The organism is Duganella sp. AC237 (assembly GCF_979254035.1).
Genome location: NZ_CEEDEW010000003.1, coordinates 1,095,804 through 1,114,911 on the forward strand (window position 1 = coordinate 1,095,804; position 19,108 = coordinate 1,114,911).

Sequence of the window (19,108 nt, forward strand, 5' to 3'; positions counted from 1 at the left end):
GTGCCGGCGCTGGTTTCTGGCGCATCTACCGGACCTCCTAATGAAAAATTTTAGCACAGTCGGCACCCGCTTAGTATGGACGGCGCTATTTTGCGCCGTGGCGGCGGCGCCGGCGGCCGCGCTCACATGCGAGTTCCGGGCCGACGCGCTCGACCAGCACACGGTGGTCCGGGGCGATACCTTGTGGGATATCTCGGGGAAATTTCTGCAACAGCCGTGGTGCTGGCCCACCGTCTGGGGCATGAACCGGGACGAAATCGCCAATCCGCATTGGATCTATCCGGGACAGATCATCTGGTTCGACCGCGCTGCCGGCCGCTTGCGCCTTGGCAACAGGATCGACGCCAACGGCGGCAACAATCCGGCCACCGAGCGCCGCTCGCCCGGTGTGCGCGTGGAGGGGCTGGGCAAGGACGCGGTGCCGTCGATACCGGCCGGCGTCATCGAGCCGTTCCTGAGCCAGCCGCTGATCATCGAAAACGACGAACTCAAAGGCGCGCCGCGTATCGTCGCCACGCAGGACGACCATGTGTTCATCGGCAAGGACGACAAGGCCTACGTCCGTGGCGAGCTCAACGGCAATACCTCGTTCCAGGTGTTCCGGCCGGGCAATCCGCTGCGGGACCCGGTCACCCAAGAGGTGATCGGCCACGAAGCCTTCTATCTGGGCACGCTCAAATTGCAGGCGGCGGCGCAGTCCGGCAGCGATGTGCACACCTTCGTCGTCGCCAGCGCCAAGGAGGAAATGGGCAAGGGCGACCAGTTGCGCGCCATTCCGCCGATGCCGATGCAGAACTACGTGCCGCATCCGCCCGAGCAACGGGTGGCGTCGCGCGTGATGGCCATCTACGGCGGCGTCACGCACGCCGGCCAGAACCAGGTGGTCAGTATTAATCGCGGAAAGCTTGACGGACTCGATGTCGGCGCCGTGCTGCAGCTGTACCATGCGGGAAGAACTGTGAGCGATTCCACCGCGCCGAAAAGCTGGCTGGGGATGCGCGAACAGCAGGTCAGGCTGCCGGACGAGCGAGTGGGCAGCCTGTTTATCTTCCGCGTGTTCAAGCATATTTCGTACGGCTTGATCATGCAGGTGACGGCGCCGGTGGAAGTGGGCGACGTCGCCAAGTCGCCGGAGTAACCCCCGCCGTGCAAGCCACGGAAACCCCCACCCATCCCACGGCGCCCGCGCTGATCGCCTGGCTGCGCCTGGAGCGCACCGAAGGCGTCGGCCTGCTGAGCGCGCACCGGCTGCTCGACAAGCTGGGCTCGCCGCAAGCCATCTTCGACGCCAGCCGCCAGCAACTGCTGGCGCTGGTCAAACCCAACCAGGCCGACGCTCTGCTGCGGCCGCCATCGCCGGCCGACGCCGATGCCCTGATCGCCCAGGCCGACGCGGTGCTGGCCTGGCGCGAGCAGCCGGGCAACCTGTTCCTGACGTTCGACCATCCCGATTATCCCGTTCGGCTGCGCGAGATCGCCGCCGCCCCGCTGATGCTGTACGTAAAAGGCCGCGCCGAGCTGCTGGCGCGCCGGTCGCTGGCGGTGGTCGGCTCGCGCAACGCCAGCGTCCAGGGCATGCTCAATGCCGAGCGCATGGCGCACGCGCTGTCGGACGCGGGATTGACCATCGTCTCCGGGCTGGCGCTGGGCATCGACGCGGCCGCGCACGCGGGCGGCCTGTGCGGCGCTGGCGGCACCCTGGCGGTGATCGGCACCGGCGCCGACCGCATCTATCCCGCCAGCAACGGCCACCTCGCGCGCCGCATCGCCCACGAGGGGTGTATCGTCAGCGAGTACCCGCTGGGCACACCGCCGCTGCGCGACAACTTTCCGCGCCGTAATCGCGTGATTAGCGGGCTGGTGTGCGGGGTGCTGGTGGTGGAGGCGGCCGCCAAGTCGGGCTCGCTGATCACGGCGCGGCTGGCGATTTCCCAAGGGCGCGATGTGTATGCCATGCCGGGTTCGGTCCACGCGGCGCTGGCCAAAGGTTGCCACCGCTTGATACGCGAGGGCGCCAAGCTGGTCGAGACCGCCGCCGACGTGCTGGAGGATATGCAAATGGCGACCGACGGCATGGCCGGCGCCCGGCCGGCGATCGACGACAGCTTTGTCGACCGCGTGCTCGAGGCGATCGGCGAGCACCCGGCCCGCGCGGACGCCCTGGCGGTGATGCTGGGCCAGTCCGCCGCCGAACTGCAGGGGCAGTTGCTGGCGCTGGAGTTGGCCGGTTTGCTGGAGCGCTTGCCGGGGGGAATGTTTCAACGGTTGCGCTCGTAAGCGGCTGACGGATGGCAAACCGATAGGCAAGCTGTGCGGTACTTGTGTCCGATCTGTTTTAACTGATAGAGTAGAGCCATGTTCGACATCCTTGTTTATCTCTACGAGACTTATTACCGTCCCGATGCTTGCCCAGAACCGGCTGCGTTGGCCAAGAAGCTGTCGGCTGTTGGTTTTGACGATGTCGAGATTTCCGAGGCATTGGTCTGGCTCAACGACCTGACCGCCATGGCCGGCGTCGAGCAGTCGTTGACGGCCGCCTCGACCGGTACCCGCTTCTACGTCGAGGAAGAGCAGGACGTGCTCGGCACCGCCGCGATCGGCTTCATCCAGTTCCTCGAATCGGCCAAGGTCTTGTCTCCGCTGCAACGTGAAATCGTTGTCGAGCGGGCGCTGGCGCTCGAAGAGGCGCCGGTCACCTTGGGCAAACTCAAGGTCATCGTGCTGATGTTGCTCTGGAGCCAAGGCAAAGAGCCGGACGCGCTGATGTTCGACGACCTGTTCGGCTCGGACGAAGACCAGGCGCCGCGCCTGCTGCACTAATAAGAACAGCCGGCGCGCCGCCGGTGACCGTTCCCAGTTCCAAAAAGCAACACATTAGCCATGTCTTCGTGCTACGTTGGCGATAGTCGACGTTGCGCCATTTCGCGGTTTGCTTGCAGTCCTGCCGACAACCCGCTTATCATTTGCGCTTTGACAAGACTGTCACACACCGGCCTTGCCATCGGCGGCGCAAAAGTGCAGACTGCGGCGCGATCCATGTATGATGCGCATGCTGACCCCACCCCAAGTGTTAAAAAACGAGATACGAAATATGACGAAAACCCTCATCATCGCCGAGAAGCCTTCTGTCGCGAACGACATCGCGAAGACGCTTGGCGGCTTCACCAAGCACGATGAGTACTTTGAATCCGACGAGTACGTGCTGTCCTCCGCCGTCGGCCACCTGCTGGAAATCGCCGTGCCCGAAGAGCACGACGTCAAACGCGGCAAATGGAGCTTCGCCCACCTGCCGATGATCCCGCCGTACTTCGCGCTCAATCCGATCGCCAAGACCGAGGCGCGCCTCAAGGTACTGAACAAGCTGATCAAGCGTAAAGACGTCACCACCCTCATCAACGCATGTGACGCGGGCCGCGAAGGGGAGCTGATCTTCCGTCTGATCGCCCAGAACGCCAAGGCCAAGCAGCCTGTCAAGCGCCTGTGGCTGCAATCGATGACGCCCGGCGCGATCCGCGAAGGCTTCACCCATTTGCGCACCGACGAGGAAATGCTGCCGCTGGCCGACGCCGCGCGCTGCCGCTCGGAAGCGGACTGGCTGATCGGCATCAACGGCACCCGCGCGATGACCGCGTTCAACTCGAAAGAGGGCGGCTTCTACCTGACCACCGTGGGCCGCGTGCAGACGCCGACCCTGTCGATCGTGGTCGAGCGCGAAGAAAAGATCAAGAAATTCGTCGCCCGCGACTTCTGGGAAGTGCGCGCCGAGTTCGTGTGCGCCGCCGGCGTGTACGAAGGCCGCTGGCTCGACACTAAGTTCAAAAAAGACGAGACCGATCCGGAAAAGCGCGCCGAGCGCCTGTGGAGCAAGGCCGCCGCCGACTCGATCGCCATGGCGTGCCGCGGCAAGCAGGGCATCGTCACCGAGGAAGCCAAGCCGACCACGTCGATGGCTCCGGCGCTGTTCGACCTGACCAGCCTGCAGCGCGAGGCCAACTCTCGCTTCGGTTTCTCGGCGAAGAACACCTTGGGCCTGGCGCAGGCGCTGTACGAAAAGCACAAAGTGCTGACCTACCCGCGTACCGATTCGCGCCACCTGCCGGAAGACTACATGCCGACCGTGCTGCAGGCGCTGGAGACGGTCAAGGAAAACCCGAACTACCACCAGTTCGCCAAGCAGATCATCGACAAGAAGTGGGTCAAGCCGAACAAGCGCATCTTCGACAACACCAAGATCTCGGATCACTTCGCGATCATTCCGACCACGATCGCGCCGAAGAACCTGTCCGAGCCGGAACAGAAGCTGTACGACCTGGTCACGCGCCGCTTCATGGCCGTGTTCTTCCCGCCTGCCGAGTTCCAGGTCACCACCCGCTATACGGAAGTGTCCGGCCATCAGTTCAAAACTGAAGGCAAGGTCATGACCAATCCGGGCTGGCTGGCGATCTACGGCAAGGAAGCGTCGACCGACGACGACAAGGAAGGCAACGCCAACGGTAATCTGGTGCCGGTCGCCAAAGGCGAGAAAGTGCTGACCGACAAGGTCAACGCCAACGGCCTGGTCACCAAGCCGCCCGCGCGCTACACCGAGGCGACGTTGCTGTCGGCCATGGAAGGCGCCGGCAAGCTGGTCGAGGACGACGAGCTGCGCGACGCCATGGCCGGCAAGGGCCTGGGCACGCCAGCGACGCGCGCCGCCACCATCGAAGGCTTGCTGACCGAGCGCTATCTGCTGCGCGAAGGCCGCGAACTGATGCCGACCGCCAAAGCGTCGCAGCTGATGACGCTGCTGCGCGGCCTGGGCGTCAACGAACTGACCGCGCCGGAACTGACCGGCGAGTGGGAATACAAGTTGTCGCAGATGGAAAAGGGCAAGATCTCGCGCGAGGAATTCATGCGCGAAATCGCCCAGATGACGCAAATCATCGTCAAGCGCGCCAAGGAATACAACAACGACACGATTCCGGGCGATTACGCGACGTTGACGACGCCGTGCCCGAACTGCGCCAGCGTCGTCAAAGAGAACTATCGCCGTTTCGCTTGCACCAAGTGCGATTTCTCGATGAGCAAAACGCCGGGCAGCCGCCAGTTCGAGATCGAGGAAGTGGAACAGTTGCTCAAGGAACGCACCATCGGTCCACTGCAAGGTTTCCGCTCGAAGATGGGACGTCCGTTCGCGGCCATCCTGCGCATCGTGCGCGACGAGGAGATCAAAAACTTCAAGCTGGAGTTCGACTTCGGCCAGAACGACGATTCGGAAGACGCGGAAGCGGTCGACTTCACCGGCCAGACCCCGCTGGGGCCTTGTCCGAAGTGCGCCGGCGGCGTGTACGAAATGGGCCTGGCGTATGTTTGCGAAAACAGCGTCGCCAAGCCGAAGACGTGCGACTTCCGCAGCGGCCGCATCATCTTGCAGCAGGAGATTTTGCCTGAGCAGATGGCCAAGCTGATCAACGAAGGCAAGACCGATCTGCTGCCGGGCTTTGTTTCCCAGCGCACGCGTCGTCCGTTCAAGGCCTTCCTGGTCAAGGGCAAGGACAACAAGATCAGCTTCGAGTTCGAAGAGCGCAAGGCCAAGGCGCCCGCCAAGGGCAAGGGTGCGGCTGACAAAGCGGCAGCCGTAGCGGACGAGGGCCTCGACGGCGCGGCAGCCGAGGCCGCACCGGCCAAGAAAGCGCCGGCCAAGAAGGCGGCTGCCGCCAAGGCTGCGCCAGCCAAGAAAGCAGCTGCCAAGAAAGCGCCGGCTAAAAAGGCCGCGCCGAAGAAGGCCGCCGCGACTGCCGAGTAAGTTTCGGCTGGCAGGCGTAAAAAGGACCGTCGAAGGCAACTTCGCGGTCCTTTTTTATCGATGCAGTTGCATCGTTTATTTTGACTTGGGTTTAATCGCTATACATAATCGATGTAACTGCATCGATTGGAGGGCATATGCTCATCAATATTAAATCACCCGCCGAACTTGGATTGTTGATGCGGGCGACGCGCAAGCATCAAAAGGTAAGGATCGACGACGTCGCCGGTAGCGCTCGGGTGGGCCCGGTGTTTGTTCGCGAGGTCGAGCGCGGCAAGGAAACTGTGCAATTGGGTCGTGTGTTGCAGGTATTGGATGAGTTGGGAATCGACCTCAAGGTAGACGTTTCCGACGACGTCGTGCAATTCTGGAAAAGCTCAAAGCGACCGGCGTCAAGCCTCTTATCCCGCGCAAGTTTTCGATGACGAGGAAGGGCACGGAGTGACCATCACGCGCGCTTAAGTAATGCTGGGCTTGTGTAGCAATGGTGGACCCTGATGCCGCTAATGCCGCTAACTTAAGCGCTCATCTATCACGTAGGGCGGATTAGCGTAGCGTAATCCGCCAAGCTCCGTCGGCGGCTCATGGCGGATTACGGCGTTCCGCCTAATCCGCCCTACGAAAATCTCTAGGATATGCCCCTGGATTTGGAGAACGGCTCAATCCACGATAAACAGCTTGGCGCCGGATTGGGTCGATGAGCGATGCGGTTCGGCGTTGTCGGCAACTTGATAGCTCATGCCGGCGGTGAGCTTAAAGGTCCGGCCGTCTTCCAGTTCGGTGTGCAGCTCGCCTTCGAGGCACAGCAGGATGTGGCCTTTGACGCACCAGTGGTCCGCCAGATAGCCGGGGCTGTATTCCACCATGCGGACGCGGATCGCGCCGAACTGTTGCGTGCGCCAATGAGCGGTGCCCGTTTCGCCGGGATGCGGCGTCGCTTCGATCCGCTGCCAGTCGGTGGTGCCGAAGCTGATGTCCGAGATGTGCATATGTCTCCGTGATGTGGTCATCCACCGATCATAGCAGTTCGCCGCCCCGTAGTGCGTCAAGCCCGGAGGCAACGGCATTGCCTATCGAAATTAATTTTTTGACATATTTAGCGACCTGTTATCACATTTCTTTATTACAGCACTAAATTAGTTGCCGTGCTAAACTATTGATTCTTTGGGGCAATTCACTCCTTCTGCCCGATTTGCGGTTCTCAAACTTCGCACCGCTCTAACTTCCAGATATTTGCCCTGACCGGGATTTTGACCATGAAAAATTTGAAAATCGGCACGCGTCTTGCCGCAGGCTTCGGCTTGGTTCTCGCCATGATGACTTTGATGACAGTGATCGGCATCACGCATATGCAAGACGTGGCCGAGGCCACCCGTGACATGATGCAGCAGCCTCTGGCCAAGGAACGCATGATCAGCGACTGGTACCGGCTGATCCACACCAGCGTGCGGCGGACGTCGGCAATTTCGAAGAGCTCCGATCCGTCGCTCGGCCCGTTCTTTGCCGAAGAAACGGTCGCCTCCACCGCCGAAGTCAACGGCTTGCAGAAGAAGGTCGAGCCGCTGCTGGAAACCGAACAGGAAAAAGCCCTGTTCGAGCAGATGATGGCCAACCGCAAGCGCTACCTGGCGTCGCGCGACACGATCGTCAAGCTGAAAAAGGAAGGGCAGATTGAGCAGGCCGCCGAGGTGCTCGACCAGCGTTTCACGCCGGACGGCAAGGCCTACCTGGCCTCGCTGAGCGGCCTGCTGGACATGCAGCGCAAAAGCATCGACGCCAACGCCGCCGCGATCGAGACGATTTATCAGAACAGCCGCCGTTTCATGATCATGTTCGGTCTGGTGGTGCTGGCGCTGGGCGTCGTCTGCGCCTGGCGTTTGACGCGCGGCATCACCGTGCCCTTGAACCAGGCGGTCGATATCGCCGTGGCCGTGGCCAACAAGGATTTGACGTCGACCATCGTAGTCGGCACCACCGATGAGACCGGACGCCTGCTGCAAGCGCTGCGTTCGATGAACGACGGCTTGATCGGCATCGTCAACGACGTACGCCATGGCACGGAGAGCATTTCGACGGCGTCGAGCGAGATCGCCGCCGGCAATATGGACTTGTCGGCCCGCACCGAGGAACAGGCCTCCAGCCTGGAAGAGACGGCCGCCTCGATGGAAGAGTTGACCTCGACCGTCAAGCAGAACTCGGACAACGCCCGCCAAGCCAACCAGCTGGCGGTCAAGGCGTCGGAAGTGGCGCGGCGCGGCGGCACCGAGGTGGCCGACGTGGTCGACACGATGGAAGCGATCAGCGGCTCGGCGCGCAAGATCGTCGACATCATCAGCGTCATCGACGGCATCGCCTTCCAGACCAACATCCTGGCCTTGAACGCTGCGGTGGAAGCGGCGCGCGCCGGCGAGCAGGGCCGTGGCTTCGCGGTGGTCGCCAGCGAGGTGCGCAGCCTGGCGCAGCGCAGCGCCACGGCCGCCAAGGAAATCAAAACCTTGATCGACGACTCGCTGCAGAAGGTCGACGCCGGCAGCACGCTGGTCACGCAAGCGGGCATGACGATGAGCGACGTGGTCGACAGCATCCAGCGCGTCACCGACATCATGGGCGAGATCAGCTCGGCCAGCCACGAGCAGAGCGCCGGCATTGAGCAGGTCAACCAGGCGGTGATCCAGATGGATCAGGTCACGCAACAGAACGCCGCACTGGTGGAGGAAGCGGCGGCGGCGGCCGCCTCACTGAACGACCAGGCCGACGACCTGCGCGCCATCGTCAGCATCTTCAAAGTTGCCGCATAACTCCAGGGTCAGGTCCTAATGCCGCTAAGTTAAGCTCTTAGCGGCATTTTTCTTGTAAACGACGGCCGAAAGTGTTAACTTGCCGGCACCATGCTATCAGATGCCATTTCCCTCGCTATAGACCTTCCAAGCCCGCCCGACTGGAGACGGCTAGGCGCTCATTTACCTTACGAATGGATTGAAGGGGCGCTGGCCGCCACTGACAAGGCCAGCATCCGGTCACGGCGTCTGCCAGCGCAGCAGGTCGTTTGGCTCGTCATTTTGTTGGCTTTGTACCGGCATTTATCGGTCAAGGACATCGTCGACAGCCTCGACTTGGCGCTGCCGGAACTGGCTGATCGCTGCATCACCTCCAGCGCCACGACGCAGGCGCGCCAGCGCGTTGGGGCCGAGCCACTCAAATGGCTATTCGAGAAATCGGCCCAGCAGTGGATAGGCCACGACCAAGCGCATTATTTATTCAAGGGATTGCATCTGCTGGCCATGGATGGCACGACGCTGCGCCTGGCCGACAGCGCGGCCAACCGTGAGCATTTTGGCGCGCAGAATTATCCCAACGACAAGGTGGCCAGCTATCCGCAAACGCGGGCCGTCACCTTGATGATGGCCGATACCCAGCTCATCCGAGATGCCCGCTTTGGCCGCTACAGCGTCAGCTAGATGACGCACGCCCATGACCTGCTCGCCAGCGTGCCCGACGACTCGCTCACGGTGTTCGATCGTGGCTTCTTCTCGGCGCAGTTGTTGTCCAATTTAACCACGGACGGCAACAACCGCCACTTCCTTATTCCAGCGAAAACCAATACCAAATGGACCATCGTGGAAGGCACCGACGAAGACGCATTGGTGGAAATGGCGATCTCGGCGCAGGCCAGAAAGGCCGACCCCACGTTGCCCAAAACATGGCGCGCACGAGCGGTGAAGGTGGACGACGGCGAGGGCGGCAAACCGCGCCACCTGCTCACTTCACTGACAGATCGCAAAATGATCAAACGTGCTGACTTGGCTGCCTGTTATCAGCGTCGCTGGCGCATCGAGACCAGCTACAGGGAATTGAAACAGTCCATGCTGGGATCGGCGCTGACCTTACGCAGCATGAGCGTCGAAGGCACCGAGCAAGAGATCTGGGGTGCGATGATTGCCTACAACTTGATTCGCATTGAAATGGCCAAGGCGGCATTGGAGGCCAAATGCGCGCCCACCTCGATCAGTTTCCTCCTCGCCCTGACCACCATTCAGAACGAACTGATGACGATCGGGCGAGCAACCTCGCCGGGAACCATTCCGGCCAGACTCAAACGCCTGCGCGATAGGCTGGTACTCGACCTGAAGGCACAACGACCCGGCCGGAAATTCGACCGGGTCGTTAAAGCGGTGGCGCAGCGATATCCAGAGAAACGACTAACTAAGAAAACTTAACTTAGCGGCATTAGGGTCAGGTCCACCAATGCTACACGTGCTCGACCGTATGGGGCGTCAACGGCACAACTCGTGTAGAAATGGTGGACCTGACCCCGGAGCTTATTGCGCTTGCAGTTCGACGTTGACCATGTTGTCGTCGGGCTTGCGGTCGATGAGCTTGTTGTCGGGGTCGATGCCGGCCCTGGCCGGGCGGCCGCTGACGATGACCGTGTAGCTGTTGTCCTTGCGGTCGATGAGCTTGCGCTCGCGCAGCAGGCTGTTGCCGTCCTTGTCGTCGATGCCGATGTCGATGTAGTCCTTTAACGCGACGTCGCGCTCTTCGCCCTGGTCGTTGGCGCGCACCTTGGCCGCGCTGACGACGAAGCTGACCTCGTATTTGCCGTCGTTGAGCTTGCGCGCCGTCGCCGATACCCCATGGTTTTCGTACAGGACGATGTGGTTGAACAGGTCGTCGATCAGGTACGCTTGCTCCGGCGGCGTGATGCCGCGCAACGCCTGCACCAGCACCGAGACGCTAGGATACGGCCCGCCACTGCGCCCGTGTTTCGCCAGCAGCTCCTTGAGCGCGCCGTTGATCTTTTCTTCGCCCAGGATGTCCTGCAACTGGTACATCGCCAGGCTGCCCTTGCGGTACTGGATGTAGTTCTGGTTTTCATTGTCGGCCAGCGGCAGTTCCTTCTTGCGCTCCAGCGCGCGTCCCAGCAGGTATTGGTGCAGGTCGTAGCTCAGGAAACGGCGCATCTTGCTGGCGCCGACATTTTTTTCATTACCATCAACGCAGAATATTCGGCCAGCGTTTCGCTCAGCACGCTGCCACCGCGCGTGTTGCCGGCGACCAGTTGGTGGCCCCACCACTGGTGCGCCATTTCGTGCGCGGTGACGTAGAACGGGTAGTCGATGTCCTTCGGATTGCCGTCGTCGACCTTGGCGATGAAGCCCAGCGATTCGGCGTACGGAATGGTGTTCGGGAACGATTGCGCGAACGTGGCATAGCGCGGGAATTCGACGATGCGCACCAGCTTGTGCTGGTAGGGGCCGAAGTTGCGCGTGTAGTAATCGAGCGATTCCTTGATGCCCTTGTTCATCCGCTCGAGGTTGTACTCGTGGCCCGGATGGTAGTAGATCTCGATGCCGACGTCCTGCCACCAGTCGCGCTTGACCAGGTAGCGCGCCGACTGGAAGGCGTAGAAGTTCAGGATCGGCTGGTCCATCTTGTAGTGATAGTAATGCCGTCCCTTTCTGCTCCAGTCCTTGACCAGCGTGCCGGGCGCGATGGCGATCTGGTCGGCGCTGGTGCTGACGATGGCGTCGAAGTTGATCCAGTCGGCGTCGTTGCCGCTGAAATTGTTGGCGAGGCCGCGTGCATCGTCGCGCGGCAACATGCGTTCGCGCACGGCCAGATTGTGCTTCTTGCGGTCGCGCGCGTCGCTCAACTCGTTCTCTTGCTGGTAGCCGATGTGCGGCAGCACGCTGTTGTTGAAGAAAGTGCCGTTGTGGACGACCGGCGTGTCCTGGCCCATGCCGAAGATGCCTTTCGGTACGTAGTCGACCTCGAACTCGAACGCCATCCGCGCGCCCGGCGCCAGCGGCTTGACCAGCTTGTAGGTGTAGAAACCGAGGTCGGTGTCGCGCAGGCCCGCGCGCACTTCCTGACTGAAGCGCACCTTGTAGCCGGTGGCGTCGGCATCCTGCTGGATGATGATGTCGCTGACCGGTTGCGTGGTCTTGTTTTGCAGCACGTAGCGGCCCTTGACCGAGAGGCTGCGCTGCGCCGGCGTGATGGCGACGTCGAGCTTGACGTCGGTGATGCGCGGCTGCGGCAGCGCGGCGTATTGCTTGTACTTGCGTTCGTAGCCGGCGCGCGCGGCGTCTTTTTCGTAGGTCGACTTGTAGTCGTTGACGATGTGCGTGTTGTAGAACAGCACCGCGCCGGCGCCGGCGAAGATCAGCGCGCCGGCCGCCATCGTGGCGAGCACAGGCCTGGTCAGTGCGTGGCGGGCGAGTTGCATGCGCTGGCGCCAGCCATCGTTGGTGCCGCGCGCCCAGAACAGTAGCGAGCCGACCACCATGAGCAGCGCGGCGCCGCCCCAGTACGCCTCGAACCAGCGCTCGCGCGGCAGGTAGTGGCCGTAGCCGTTCATCGCGGAGTAGATGAAGTGCGGCATGTTGCCGTAGGCTAGCAGCGGTTCGTCCACGCCCATCGAGGACATGGTCAGGTTGGCGACGTAGTACATGATCATCGCGAAGTAGGCCAGGTAGCGCTGGTTGATCAGCACCTGCAGCGCGAGCGCCAGCACCGCCGCCAGCGCGTAGTCGGGCAACTGGATCAGGAACAACTGGTGCAGGTACAGCCCCGGTTCCAGCACAAAATAACCTTTGAAGATCTGGATGGTCATCCCGCACAGCATGACGACACCCATCAGCAGTGCCTGCAGGCCGATCAGCGCGAACAACTTGGCCAGCAGCGGCAGCCAGCTTGGAATCGGCAGGGCGTCGAGCATCTGCGCCATGCGCGCCTCGCGCTCGCGCCATATCAGCTCGCCCGCGTAGAAGGTGGTGATCACCAGCATGAACAGCTCGAACGTTTCGGTCACCGAGTCGAGGATCAGGTAGGTGGCCGGATAGGTATTGGTGCCGAACATCGAGCCCATGTCCAGCGCGCCGGCGAACATCATCAGCACACCGGCCAGCACGATGACGACGAAGTAAATGTTCTTGGTCGTTTCGCGCAGGTTCAGCCAGCTCATCTTGATGAGCAGTCCGGCCAGGCTGCGCGATTTGAAGTCCGGCGTTTCCTGCGTGTTGGTCGAGACGGCCGACAGTTGCGGCGGCGGTTCGCCCTCGCCGCGGCTGGCGCTGCCGCTGGCGCCGTTGTCGACGGTGGCGATGAAGTGGAAGCGCCAGTAACCCAGCAGCAGGCCGGCCAGCGCGAACGACGACCACAGCACGCGGTTGAGCAGGTACACGCCCTCCGGCCAGACCATGCGCGTGTTGCGCTCGATGATGGGCCAGTATTCGGTCAGGCGCAGCACGGCCGTGGTGCCGAAGGGGTCGATCAGCGCCGCCAGGGTTTTATAGTCGAGGTCGCGCGCCAGGCCGGGGGCGACGATGTAGCCGATGAGCATGACCACACTGCTGATGTAGACCGGCAGCATGCGCCGCGTCAGCGCGGCGAGGATGAAGAACACGGCGCCGAAGATGAAGATGTTGGGCAGGATGACGATGAAGTAGGGGATCAGGTAGCCCAGCGGACCCGGCAAGCCCAGCCGCTCGGGGTCGATGCCCGGCAACATGCTGCCCAGCCAGGCGCCGAGGATGATGCTGGTGAAGATCACCGCCAGGGTGAAATAGGCGCCGAGGAAGCGGCCGAACATGTACTGGTGCTTCCTGATCGGCGCGCTGAAGAAGAAGTGCTGCATGTCGTACTCGAAATCCTGCTGCACCGAGCGGCCCATCATGGCCGCGATCACCACCACGCCCAAGGAGCCGAGCGCGCTGACGGTGAACATCAGCGAGCGCGGCGAATTGATCGCCAGGCTGCCGAAGGTGACCTGGGCTTCCTTGAAAAAGCCGCCGGCGGCGGCCATCCACAGCAGCGACAGCGCCAGGAAGCCGACGAAGTAGACCCAGGTCGATAGCAGCTTGAGGCGCTGGCGCGCTTCAAAAAAGGCGATGGCGAACATGCGGCCGCCTTAGTCGCAGGTGGCGGCGGCCTGGTGGCGGCCGGCGATGGTGGCGAAGTAGACATCCTCGAGGTCGCCGATGGCTTCCTCGAAACCGTCGCCGGGGTCGTTTTCGCTGTAGACGTGGATCAGGGTGCGGCCCGACAGCAGGCGCGACGAGATGACCGGGTGGCGCAGCTGGAACGATTGCAGGTCGCGCTTGTCGATGAAGCGGGCCCAGATCTTGTCGCTGACCTCGTGGATCAGCTCCTGGGTCGGGCCGCACAGCAGCAGGTGGCCCTTGTTGATGATCGCCATGTTGGCGCACAGGTCGGCGACGTCGCTGACGATGTGGGTCGAAAGGATGACGGTCTTGTCCTCGCCGATGTCCGAGAGCAGGTTGTGGAAGCGCACCCGCTCTTGCGGGTCGAGGCCGGCGGTCGGCTCGTCGACGATGATCAATTTCGGGTCGCCCAGCAGCGCCTGGGCGATGCCGAAGCGCTGGCGCATGCCGCCGGAAAAGCCCCCCAGGCGCTGGTGGCGCACGTCGAACAGATTGGTTTGCTGCAGCAGGCCGTCGACCACCTCGCGCCGGCGGTTGCGGTTGGACAAGCCTTTGAGCTCGGCGAAATGGTCGAGCAGTTCGTAGGCCGTCACTTTCGGGTAGACGCCGAAATCCTGCGGCAGGTAGCCGAGCAGGCGGCGCACTTCGTCTTTTTCGTCGAGCACGTCGATGTCGTCGAGGAACACCGAACCGGAATCGCATTCCTGCAACGTCGCCAAGGTCCGCATCAGGGTCGATTTGCCGGCGCCGTTGGGGCCGAGCAAGCCGAACATCCCGGTGGGGATGGTGAGCGAAATATTGTCCAACGCCACGACGCCATTGCCGTAGGTTTTAGACAAGTTGCTGATGCGTAATTCCATGCTGACTCCCGAATGATTCTGCCGCTGCACAACCAGCATTTCTGCACGGCCATACACTTTTCACATGATGGCATTGTATTGAATTTGTTCTATAGATGGGGCCCCATTGCGATGGGCGGCGGAAACTGCGCGCCAGACTGCGCAAACGGCCTACCAGAACGCCGTCCGTCACCACTTGCTTGAATAGACAACTTGCCCGATTCAATACCATTCTCGGCATCAATTTCTGAACAGCACCGCCTCGCGGTTGAACCACCAGCGGCACAGCATGAGCAGGGCGCCGGCCGTGACCGTTGTCGACAGCATGATCACCGACAGCATGCTGTAGTCCATGGTGCCTTTGACCAGCTCCTTCATTGCTAGCGAGACATTGGTCAGCGGCACCATAGCCCACTTCCAGTTCATTTCCACACCCGGCAGCAGCGCCGCCAACGTCGGCAGGATGGTGACGATCATCAGCGGCGAGATCAGGCCGGAAGCCTCCTTGTAGCTTTTCGCGTACACCGAGATCGACAGCAGGATGGCGGCGAACATGGCCGCCGTCGGCACCAGCATCAGTGCCACCATGGCCAGGTCGAACAGGCCGATCGAGCGCGCCATCTGCGCCACATCGCCGCTCATCAGCGACTCGCCGAAGATCAGCAGCCCGCCCAGGCTGGCGATCATCAGCAGCGCCGAGGTCAGGCCGACGGTGAACAGCATCAGGAACTTCGCCAGCACGATGCTGGTGCGCGAGACCGGCGCCAGCAGCAGGGTTTCCATGGTGCCGCGTTCCTTCTCGCCGGCGCCGGTGTCGATGGCCGGATACATCGCCGACACCAGGCACACCATCAACAGGATGTAGGGCACCAGGCCGCCGATCATGGCGCCGGTCTGCTCGCGCTTGTCGGCGGTCGAGTGGTCCTCGAGCTTGATCGGATCGAGCGCGAAGCGCAGTTGGTCCTTGTTGAGGTTGAGGGCCGGCAGCGCCAGCTCGCGCACTACGTTGTTGTGGTTGCCCAGCACGGCGGTCACGCGCTTGCGCGTCATGTCGACCGCCGAGGCGCTGTTGTAGTGCAGCTCAATCACCCCTTGCTGGTGCTTTGCCAAGGTGCTTTCCAGATCGGCCGGAATCACCAACGCGAACTTGATGCGGTCGTCGCCGATGGCGCGCCTGATCTCGTCGGGGCCCGACAGCACGACCTCGCGCAGCCCTTTCTCTTCGGCGAAGCGGGCGGCCAGCTGCGGCGCGTGGTCCTTGCCGAAGATGGCGTAGGTCATTTGCGCCTGGCTGGCCTGCTTGAACATCGTGCTCGACAGCATGCCGAAGCCGATGAAAATCAGCGGCATCGCGATGACCGGCACGAAGATGGTGAAGAAGAACGTCTTGCGGTCGCGTATCAGTTCCAGCAATTCCTTCAGATAGATGGTCCACATGGCTCAGTCCCCCCGGTTGATGACGCCGACGAACGCGTCGTACAGATCGGCGCTGCCGCCGAGGTGGCGCAAGGCGTCGACGGTGCCGTGGAAAGCGGTCCTGCCGTGGTTGATGATGCAGACCCGGTCGCACAGCTTTTCCACCTCGTGCAAATGGTGGGTGGAAAAGATCAGCGGCACCCGCAGCGCCTTGTAGCTGGCGATAAAGTCGAGCAGCACCTTGGCGGCCATCACGTCGAGGCCGGTGGTCGGCTCGTCGAGGATGACGATCTTCGGCTCGTGCACGACGGTGCGGGCGATTGAGCATTTCTGCTTCATGCCGGTGGAGAGCTGGTCGGCGCGCTTGTTGCCGTACTCGTGCATTTGCAGCAGGTCGAACAGCTCGTCGCAGCGGCGCTTCAGGTGCTCGGAGCGCAAGCCGTGCAGGCGGCCGAAGTATTCGACGTTTTGGCGCGCGGTCAGACGGCCGTACAGGCCGGTGCTGCCGGACAGGAAACCGATGTGCTGGCGCGCCACAAGCGGGTTGTGCAGCAGGTCGACGCCGTTGGCATGGATGCTGCCGGCGTCGGGCTTGAGCGCGGTGGACAGCAGGCGCAAAGTGGTGGTCTTGCCGGCGCCGTTGGGACCGAGCAGTCCCAGCACCTCGCCGGGCGCGCAGCTGAAGCTGACATCGCGCACGGCGTGGAACCAGCCGTCGTGATCGCGCGGATCGAGCGCCGCTGCGGCCTTGCCGGCGCGCGAAGGCAAGCGGAAGCGTTTGGCCAGCCCTTTTACCTCGATCATTTCGCTGTCCCTGGCTGTTATTTTTTAAAGATTTCAAGAATAGCATGCAAAAATTCTGGCTTGCAAGCAAGTGTGGCGACAAATGTCTTGTTATAGTGATGACATGGAGACGCATATGAATGCTCAACTGCAGGAAAAAATACTGGCGGTGACGCAATGCGGCGTCGACCGCACGGAATGTACGGGCTTCTTCCGCGTTGCACTGGGACTGTATTACCTGGCCGGTTTGATGACCAAGGAAACGCTCGATTTCAAAGTGCTGGACCGCGAGTTCAACCGCTTCATCTACCACACGATCGGCAAGGGCCACAGCATCACCAGCATCCTGCAATACATGAGCGGAGAGAAAGTGGTGCGGGTGGTCGAGTCCAAGCGCTTCCTCAAGGCCTTCGTCGAGCATTGCAACGACGTGCCGGTCGAGAATATTCCCTTCCTGCTGGGGCTGAATCTTGGCGTGGCGAAGGACATTTCGAAGATCGACGTGCGCGGCCCCGTGGCCGACTACATCGAGCGCCAGCGGCAGCTGCGCGAAGAGACGGACGCGAATTAAATCGCGCCCCTATAATGGTGGTTTTGACGAACCAAGAACCGCCATGGCCGCCTTCCACCACACCCCTCTGGACCGTTTTATCGCCGACGCCGACAAGGCGCTGCGCGTGATCGCCGGCGTCGCCTCGGCGTCGCGGCCGAATCCCGGCCTGCGCTCCGACGACGGCCAGCTGAGCGAGGCGGAACAGCGCCACAGCGCCGGCCTGATGCGGGTCAACCACGTGGGCGAGGTCTGCGCGCAGGCGCTGTACAACTCGCAGGGCCGCTTCGCCAAGACGGCCGAGATGCGCGCCCAGTTCGAGCAGGCGGGCAGGGAAGAGGAAGACCATCTGGCGTGGACCGCGCAGCGCTTGAACGAGCTGGGCTCGCACACCAGCGTGTTGAATCCGCTGTTCTACGCCGGCGCGTACGCGCTCGGCACGGTGGCTGCGGTGCTGGGCGACGCCCGCAGCCTGGGTTTCGTGGTCGAGACCGAGCGCCAGGTGGAAGCGCACCTGGCCAGCCATCTGGACAAGTTGCCGCCGCAGGACGCCAAGTCGCGCGCGATCGTCGAGCAGATGCGCATCGACGAGATCGAACACGGCGCCGCCGCGCAGGCGCTGGGCGCCGCACAAACGCCGGCGCCGGTGCAGGCCGTCATGTCGGTGATGGGCAAGATCATGACCAGCACCGCGTATTACATCTAAAGGTTTATTCGACTTCGACGATCTCGAACGAGTGCGTGATCTCGGCCATCTTGCCCAGCATAATCGACGCCGAGCAATACTTGTCATGTGACAGCGAAATCGCGCGTTCCACCGCCTCCGGCTTCAAGCCCTTGCCGGTGACGACAAAGTGGAAATTAATCTTGGTGAACACCTTCGGATCGACGTCGGCGCGATCCGCCTTCAGGGTGCATTCGCAGCCGCGGATATCCGCGCGGCCCCTCTTCAAAATCAGCACCACGTCATACGCCGTGCAGCCGCCGGTGCCGAGCAGCACCATTTCCATCGGACGCGGCGCCAGGTTGTGACCGCCACCTTCAGGCGCGCCATCCATGTTGACCAGATGACCGGAGCCGGTCTGGGCCAAAAAACTCATGCCCGACGGGCCGTTCCAGCTGACTTTGCATTCCATCGTGTTCTCCGTTAAAAGTGGTTGTCCATATTGTAAAGGAGGCGGCGCGGCAACGTCGGGAGTCGACAAGGTCGATGGCGGCTTGACTCGGCAAAGCATTCCCGCTTATACTTGTCGGCTTTCCGTTCGCTCAGGAAAGTAAATAAGAAGGCCGAGTCCGCTGAAGCAATGGCGGAACCACCATTTGAGCGTGTTTTACTATTTAGGAAGTCAACATGAAAACTTTTTCCGCTAAGGGCCATGAAGTCCAGCGCGATTGGTTCGTGATTGACGCGACGGACAAAGTCCTCGGACGTGTTGCCAGCGAAGTGGCACTCCGACTGCGCGGCAAACACAAGCCAGAATTTACTCCTCACGTCGATACCGGCGATTTCATCGTCATCATCAACGCAGGCAAACTGCGCGTGACCGGCACCAAAGCCACCGAGAAGACCTACTACCGTCACTCGGGCTACCCAGGCGGCATCTACGAGACCAACTTCCTGAAAATGCAACAGCGTTTCCCAGGCCGTGCTCTGGAAAAAGCAGTCAAGGGTATGTTGCCGAAGGGCCCACTGGGCTACGCAATGATCAAGAAGCTGAAAGTGTACGCTGAAGGTTCGCACCCGCACGCTGCCCAGCAACCTAAAGCACTCGAAATCTAAGGAACTGAC

16 protein-coding genes and 1 pseudogene are annotated in these 19,108 nt (G+C 61.9%); 10 read left to right on the top strand and 7 right to left on the bottom strand.

Going from position 1 to position 19,108, the window contains the following annotated elements; translation table 11 throughout:
* The first annotated feature begins 40 nt into the window (after positions 1–40).
* The 5 genes from AC0IYS_RS05270 (at position 41) to AC0IYS_RS05290 (ending at position 6,210) form a co-directional block, all read left to right on the top strand.
* The gene (locus AC0IYS_RS05270) at positions 41–1,138 is read left to right on the top strand and encodes a LysM peptidoglycan-binding domain-containing protein (protein ID WP_471704185.1); all 1,098 of its coding nucleotides are present in this window, start codon (positions 41–43) and stop codon (positions 1,136–1,138) included.
* 8 nt (positions 1,139–1,146) lie between these two features.
* A complete protein-coding gene (dprA, locus tag AC0IYS_RS05275) occupies positions 1,147–2,277 on the top strand; it encodes a DNA-processing protein DprA (RefSeq protein WP_471704186.1) in 1,131 nt (376 codons plus the stop codon).
* 78 nt (positions 2,278–2,355) lie between these two features.
* Positions 2,356–2,820 carry a Smg family protein gene (locus tag AC0IYS_RS05280; RefSeq protein ID WP_363503369.1) on the top strand — a complete coding sequence of 155 codons (465 nt, stop codon included), beginning with the start codon at positions 2,356–2,358 and terminating at the stop codon, positions 2,818–2,820.
* A gap of 271 nt (positions 2,821–3,091) precedes the next feature.
* Positions 3,092–5,785 (top strand): DNA topoisomerase III, encoded by a 2,694-nt coding sequence (locus AC0IYS_RS05285; protein ID WP_471704187.1) that lies wholly within the window; start codon positions 3,092–3,094, stop codon positions 5,783–5,785.
* A 137-nt stretch (positions 5,786–5,922) separates the two neighbouring features.
* On the top strand, positions 5,923–6,210 hold the full coding sequence (locus tag AC0IYS_RS05290; RefSeq protein ID WP_471704188.1) for a helix-turn-helix domain-containing protein: 288 nt from the start codon (positions 5,923–5,925) through the stop codon (positions 6,208–6,210).
* 234 nt (positions 6,211–6,444) lie between these two features.
* On the opposite strand, the gene AC0IYS_RS05295 is transcribed toward AC0IYS_RS05290, so the two are convergent.
* A complete protein-coding gene (locus tag AC0IYS_RS05295) occupies positions 6,445–6,774 on the bottom strand; it encodes a DHCW motif cupin fold protein (protein ID WP_471704189.1) in 330 nt (109 codons plus the stop codon).
* A gap of 267 nt (positions 6,775–7,041) precedes the next feature.
* Here AC0IYS_RS05295 and AC0IYS_RS05300 point away from each other — a divergent pair, with 267 nt between their 5' ends.
* Positions 7,042–8,583 carry a methyl-accepting chemotaxis protein gene (locus AC0IYS_RS05300; RefSeq protein WP_471704190.1) on the top strand — a complete coding sequence of 514 codons (1,542 nt, stop codon included), beginning with the start codon at positions 7,042–7,044 and terminating at the stop codon, positions 8,581–8,583.
* A gap of 90 nt (positions 8,584–8,673) precedes the next feature.
* Positions 8,674–10,002: pseudogene (locus AC0IYS_RS05305) on the top strand (IS4 family transposase).
* A 102-nt stretch (positions 10,003–10,104) separates the two neighbouring features.
* Here AC0IYS_RS05305 and AC0IYS_RS05310 read toward each other — a convergent pair.
* The 5 genes from AC0IYS_RS05310 to AC0IYS_RS05330 all read right to left on the bottom strand — a co-directional run bounded on the left by AC0IYS_RS05310 (position 10,105) and on the right by AC0IYS_RS05330 (position 16,790).
* A complete protein-coding gene (locus tag AC0IYS_RS05310) occupies positions 10,105–10,746 on the bottom strand; it encodes a hypothetical protein (protein WP_471704191.1) in 642 nt (213 codons plus the stop codon).
* Positions 10,731–13,688, bottom strand: a complete 2,958-nt coding sequence (locus AC0IYS_RS05315) for an ABC transporter permease (RefSeq protein WP_471704192.1) — start codon at positions 13,686–13,688, stop codon at positions 10,731–10,733. The genes AC0IYS_RS05310 and AC0IYS_RS05315 overlap by 16 nt, the downstream gene beginning before the upstream one ends.
* A 9-nt stretch (positions 13,689–13,697) precedes the next feature.
* Positions 13,698–14,591: an ABC transporter ATP-binding protein gene (locus AC0IYS_RS05320; RefSeq protein WP_471704193.1), complete on the bottom strand. Its 894-nt coding sequence runs from the start codon at positions 14,589–14,591 to the stop codon at positions 13,698–13,700.
* A gap of 219 nt (positions 14,592–14,810) precedes the next feature.
* Positions 14,811–16,007, bottom strand: coding sequence for an ABC transporter permease (locus AC0IYS_RS05325; RefSeq protein WP_471704194.1), 1,197 nt, complete (start codon positions 16,005–16,007; stop codon positions 14,811–14,813).
* A 3-nt stretch (positions 16,008–16,010) separates the two neighbouring features.
* Positions 16,011–16,790 carry an ABC transporter ATP-binding protein gene (locus AC0IYS_RS05330; RefSeq protein WP_471704195.1) on the bottom strand — a complete coding sequence of 260 codons (780 nt, stop codon included), beginning with the start codon at positions 16,788–16,790 and terminating at the stop codon, positions 16,011–16,013.
* 115 nt (positions 16,791–16,905) lie between these two features.
* Here AC0IYS_RS05330 and AC0IYS_RS05335 point away from each other — a divergent pair, with 115 nt between their 5' ends.
* A complete protein-coding gene (locus tag AC0IYS_RS05335; protein ID WP_471704196.1) occupies positions 16,906–17,340 on the top strand; it encodes a hypothetical protein in 435 nt (144 codons plus the stop codon).
* A gap of 43 nt (positions 17,341–17,383) precedes the next feature.
* Positions 17,384–18,025, top strand: coding sequence for a 2-polyprenyl-3-methyl-6-methoxy-1,4-benzoquinone monooxygenase (coq7, locus tag AC0IYS_RS05340; protein WP_471704197.1), 642 nt, complete (start codon positions 17,384–17,386; stop codon positions 18,023–18,025).
* Between the two features lie 4 nt (positions 18,026–18,029).
* Here the strand turns inward: coq7 and AC0IYS_RS05345 are convergent, their stop codons facing one another.
* Positions 18,030–18,455: an OsmC family protein gene (locus AC0IYS_RS05345; protein ID WP_471704198.1), complete on the bottom strand. Its 426-nt coding sequence runs from the start codon at positions 18,453–18,455 to the stop codon at positions 18,030–18,032.
* A 215-nt stretch (positions 18,456–18,670) separates the two neighbouring features.
* Between AC0IYS_RS05345 and rplM the strand changes: the two genes are divergently transcribed.
* Positions 18,671–19,099: a 50S ribosomal protein L13 gene (gene rplM / locus AC0IYS_RS05350; protein WP_056157909.1), complete on the top strand. Its 429-nt coding sequence runs from the start codon at positions 18,671–18,673 to the stop codon at positions 19,097–19,099.
* The last annotated feature ends 9 nt before the right edge of the window (positions 19,100–19,108 follow it).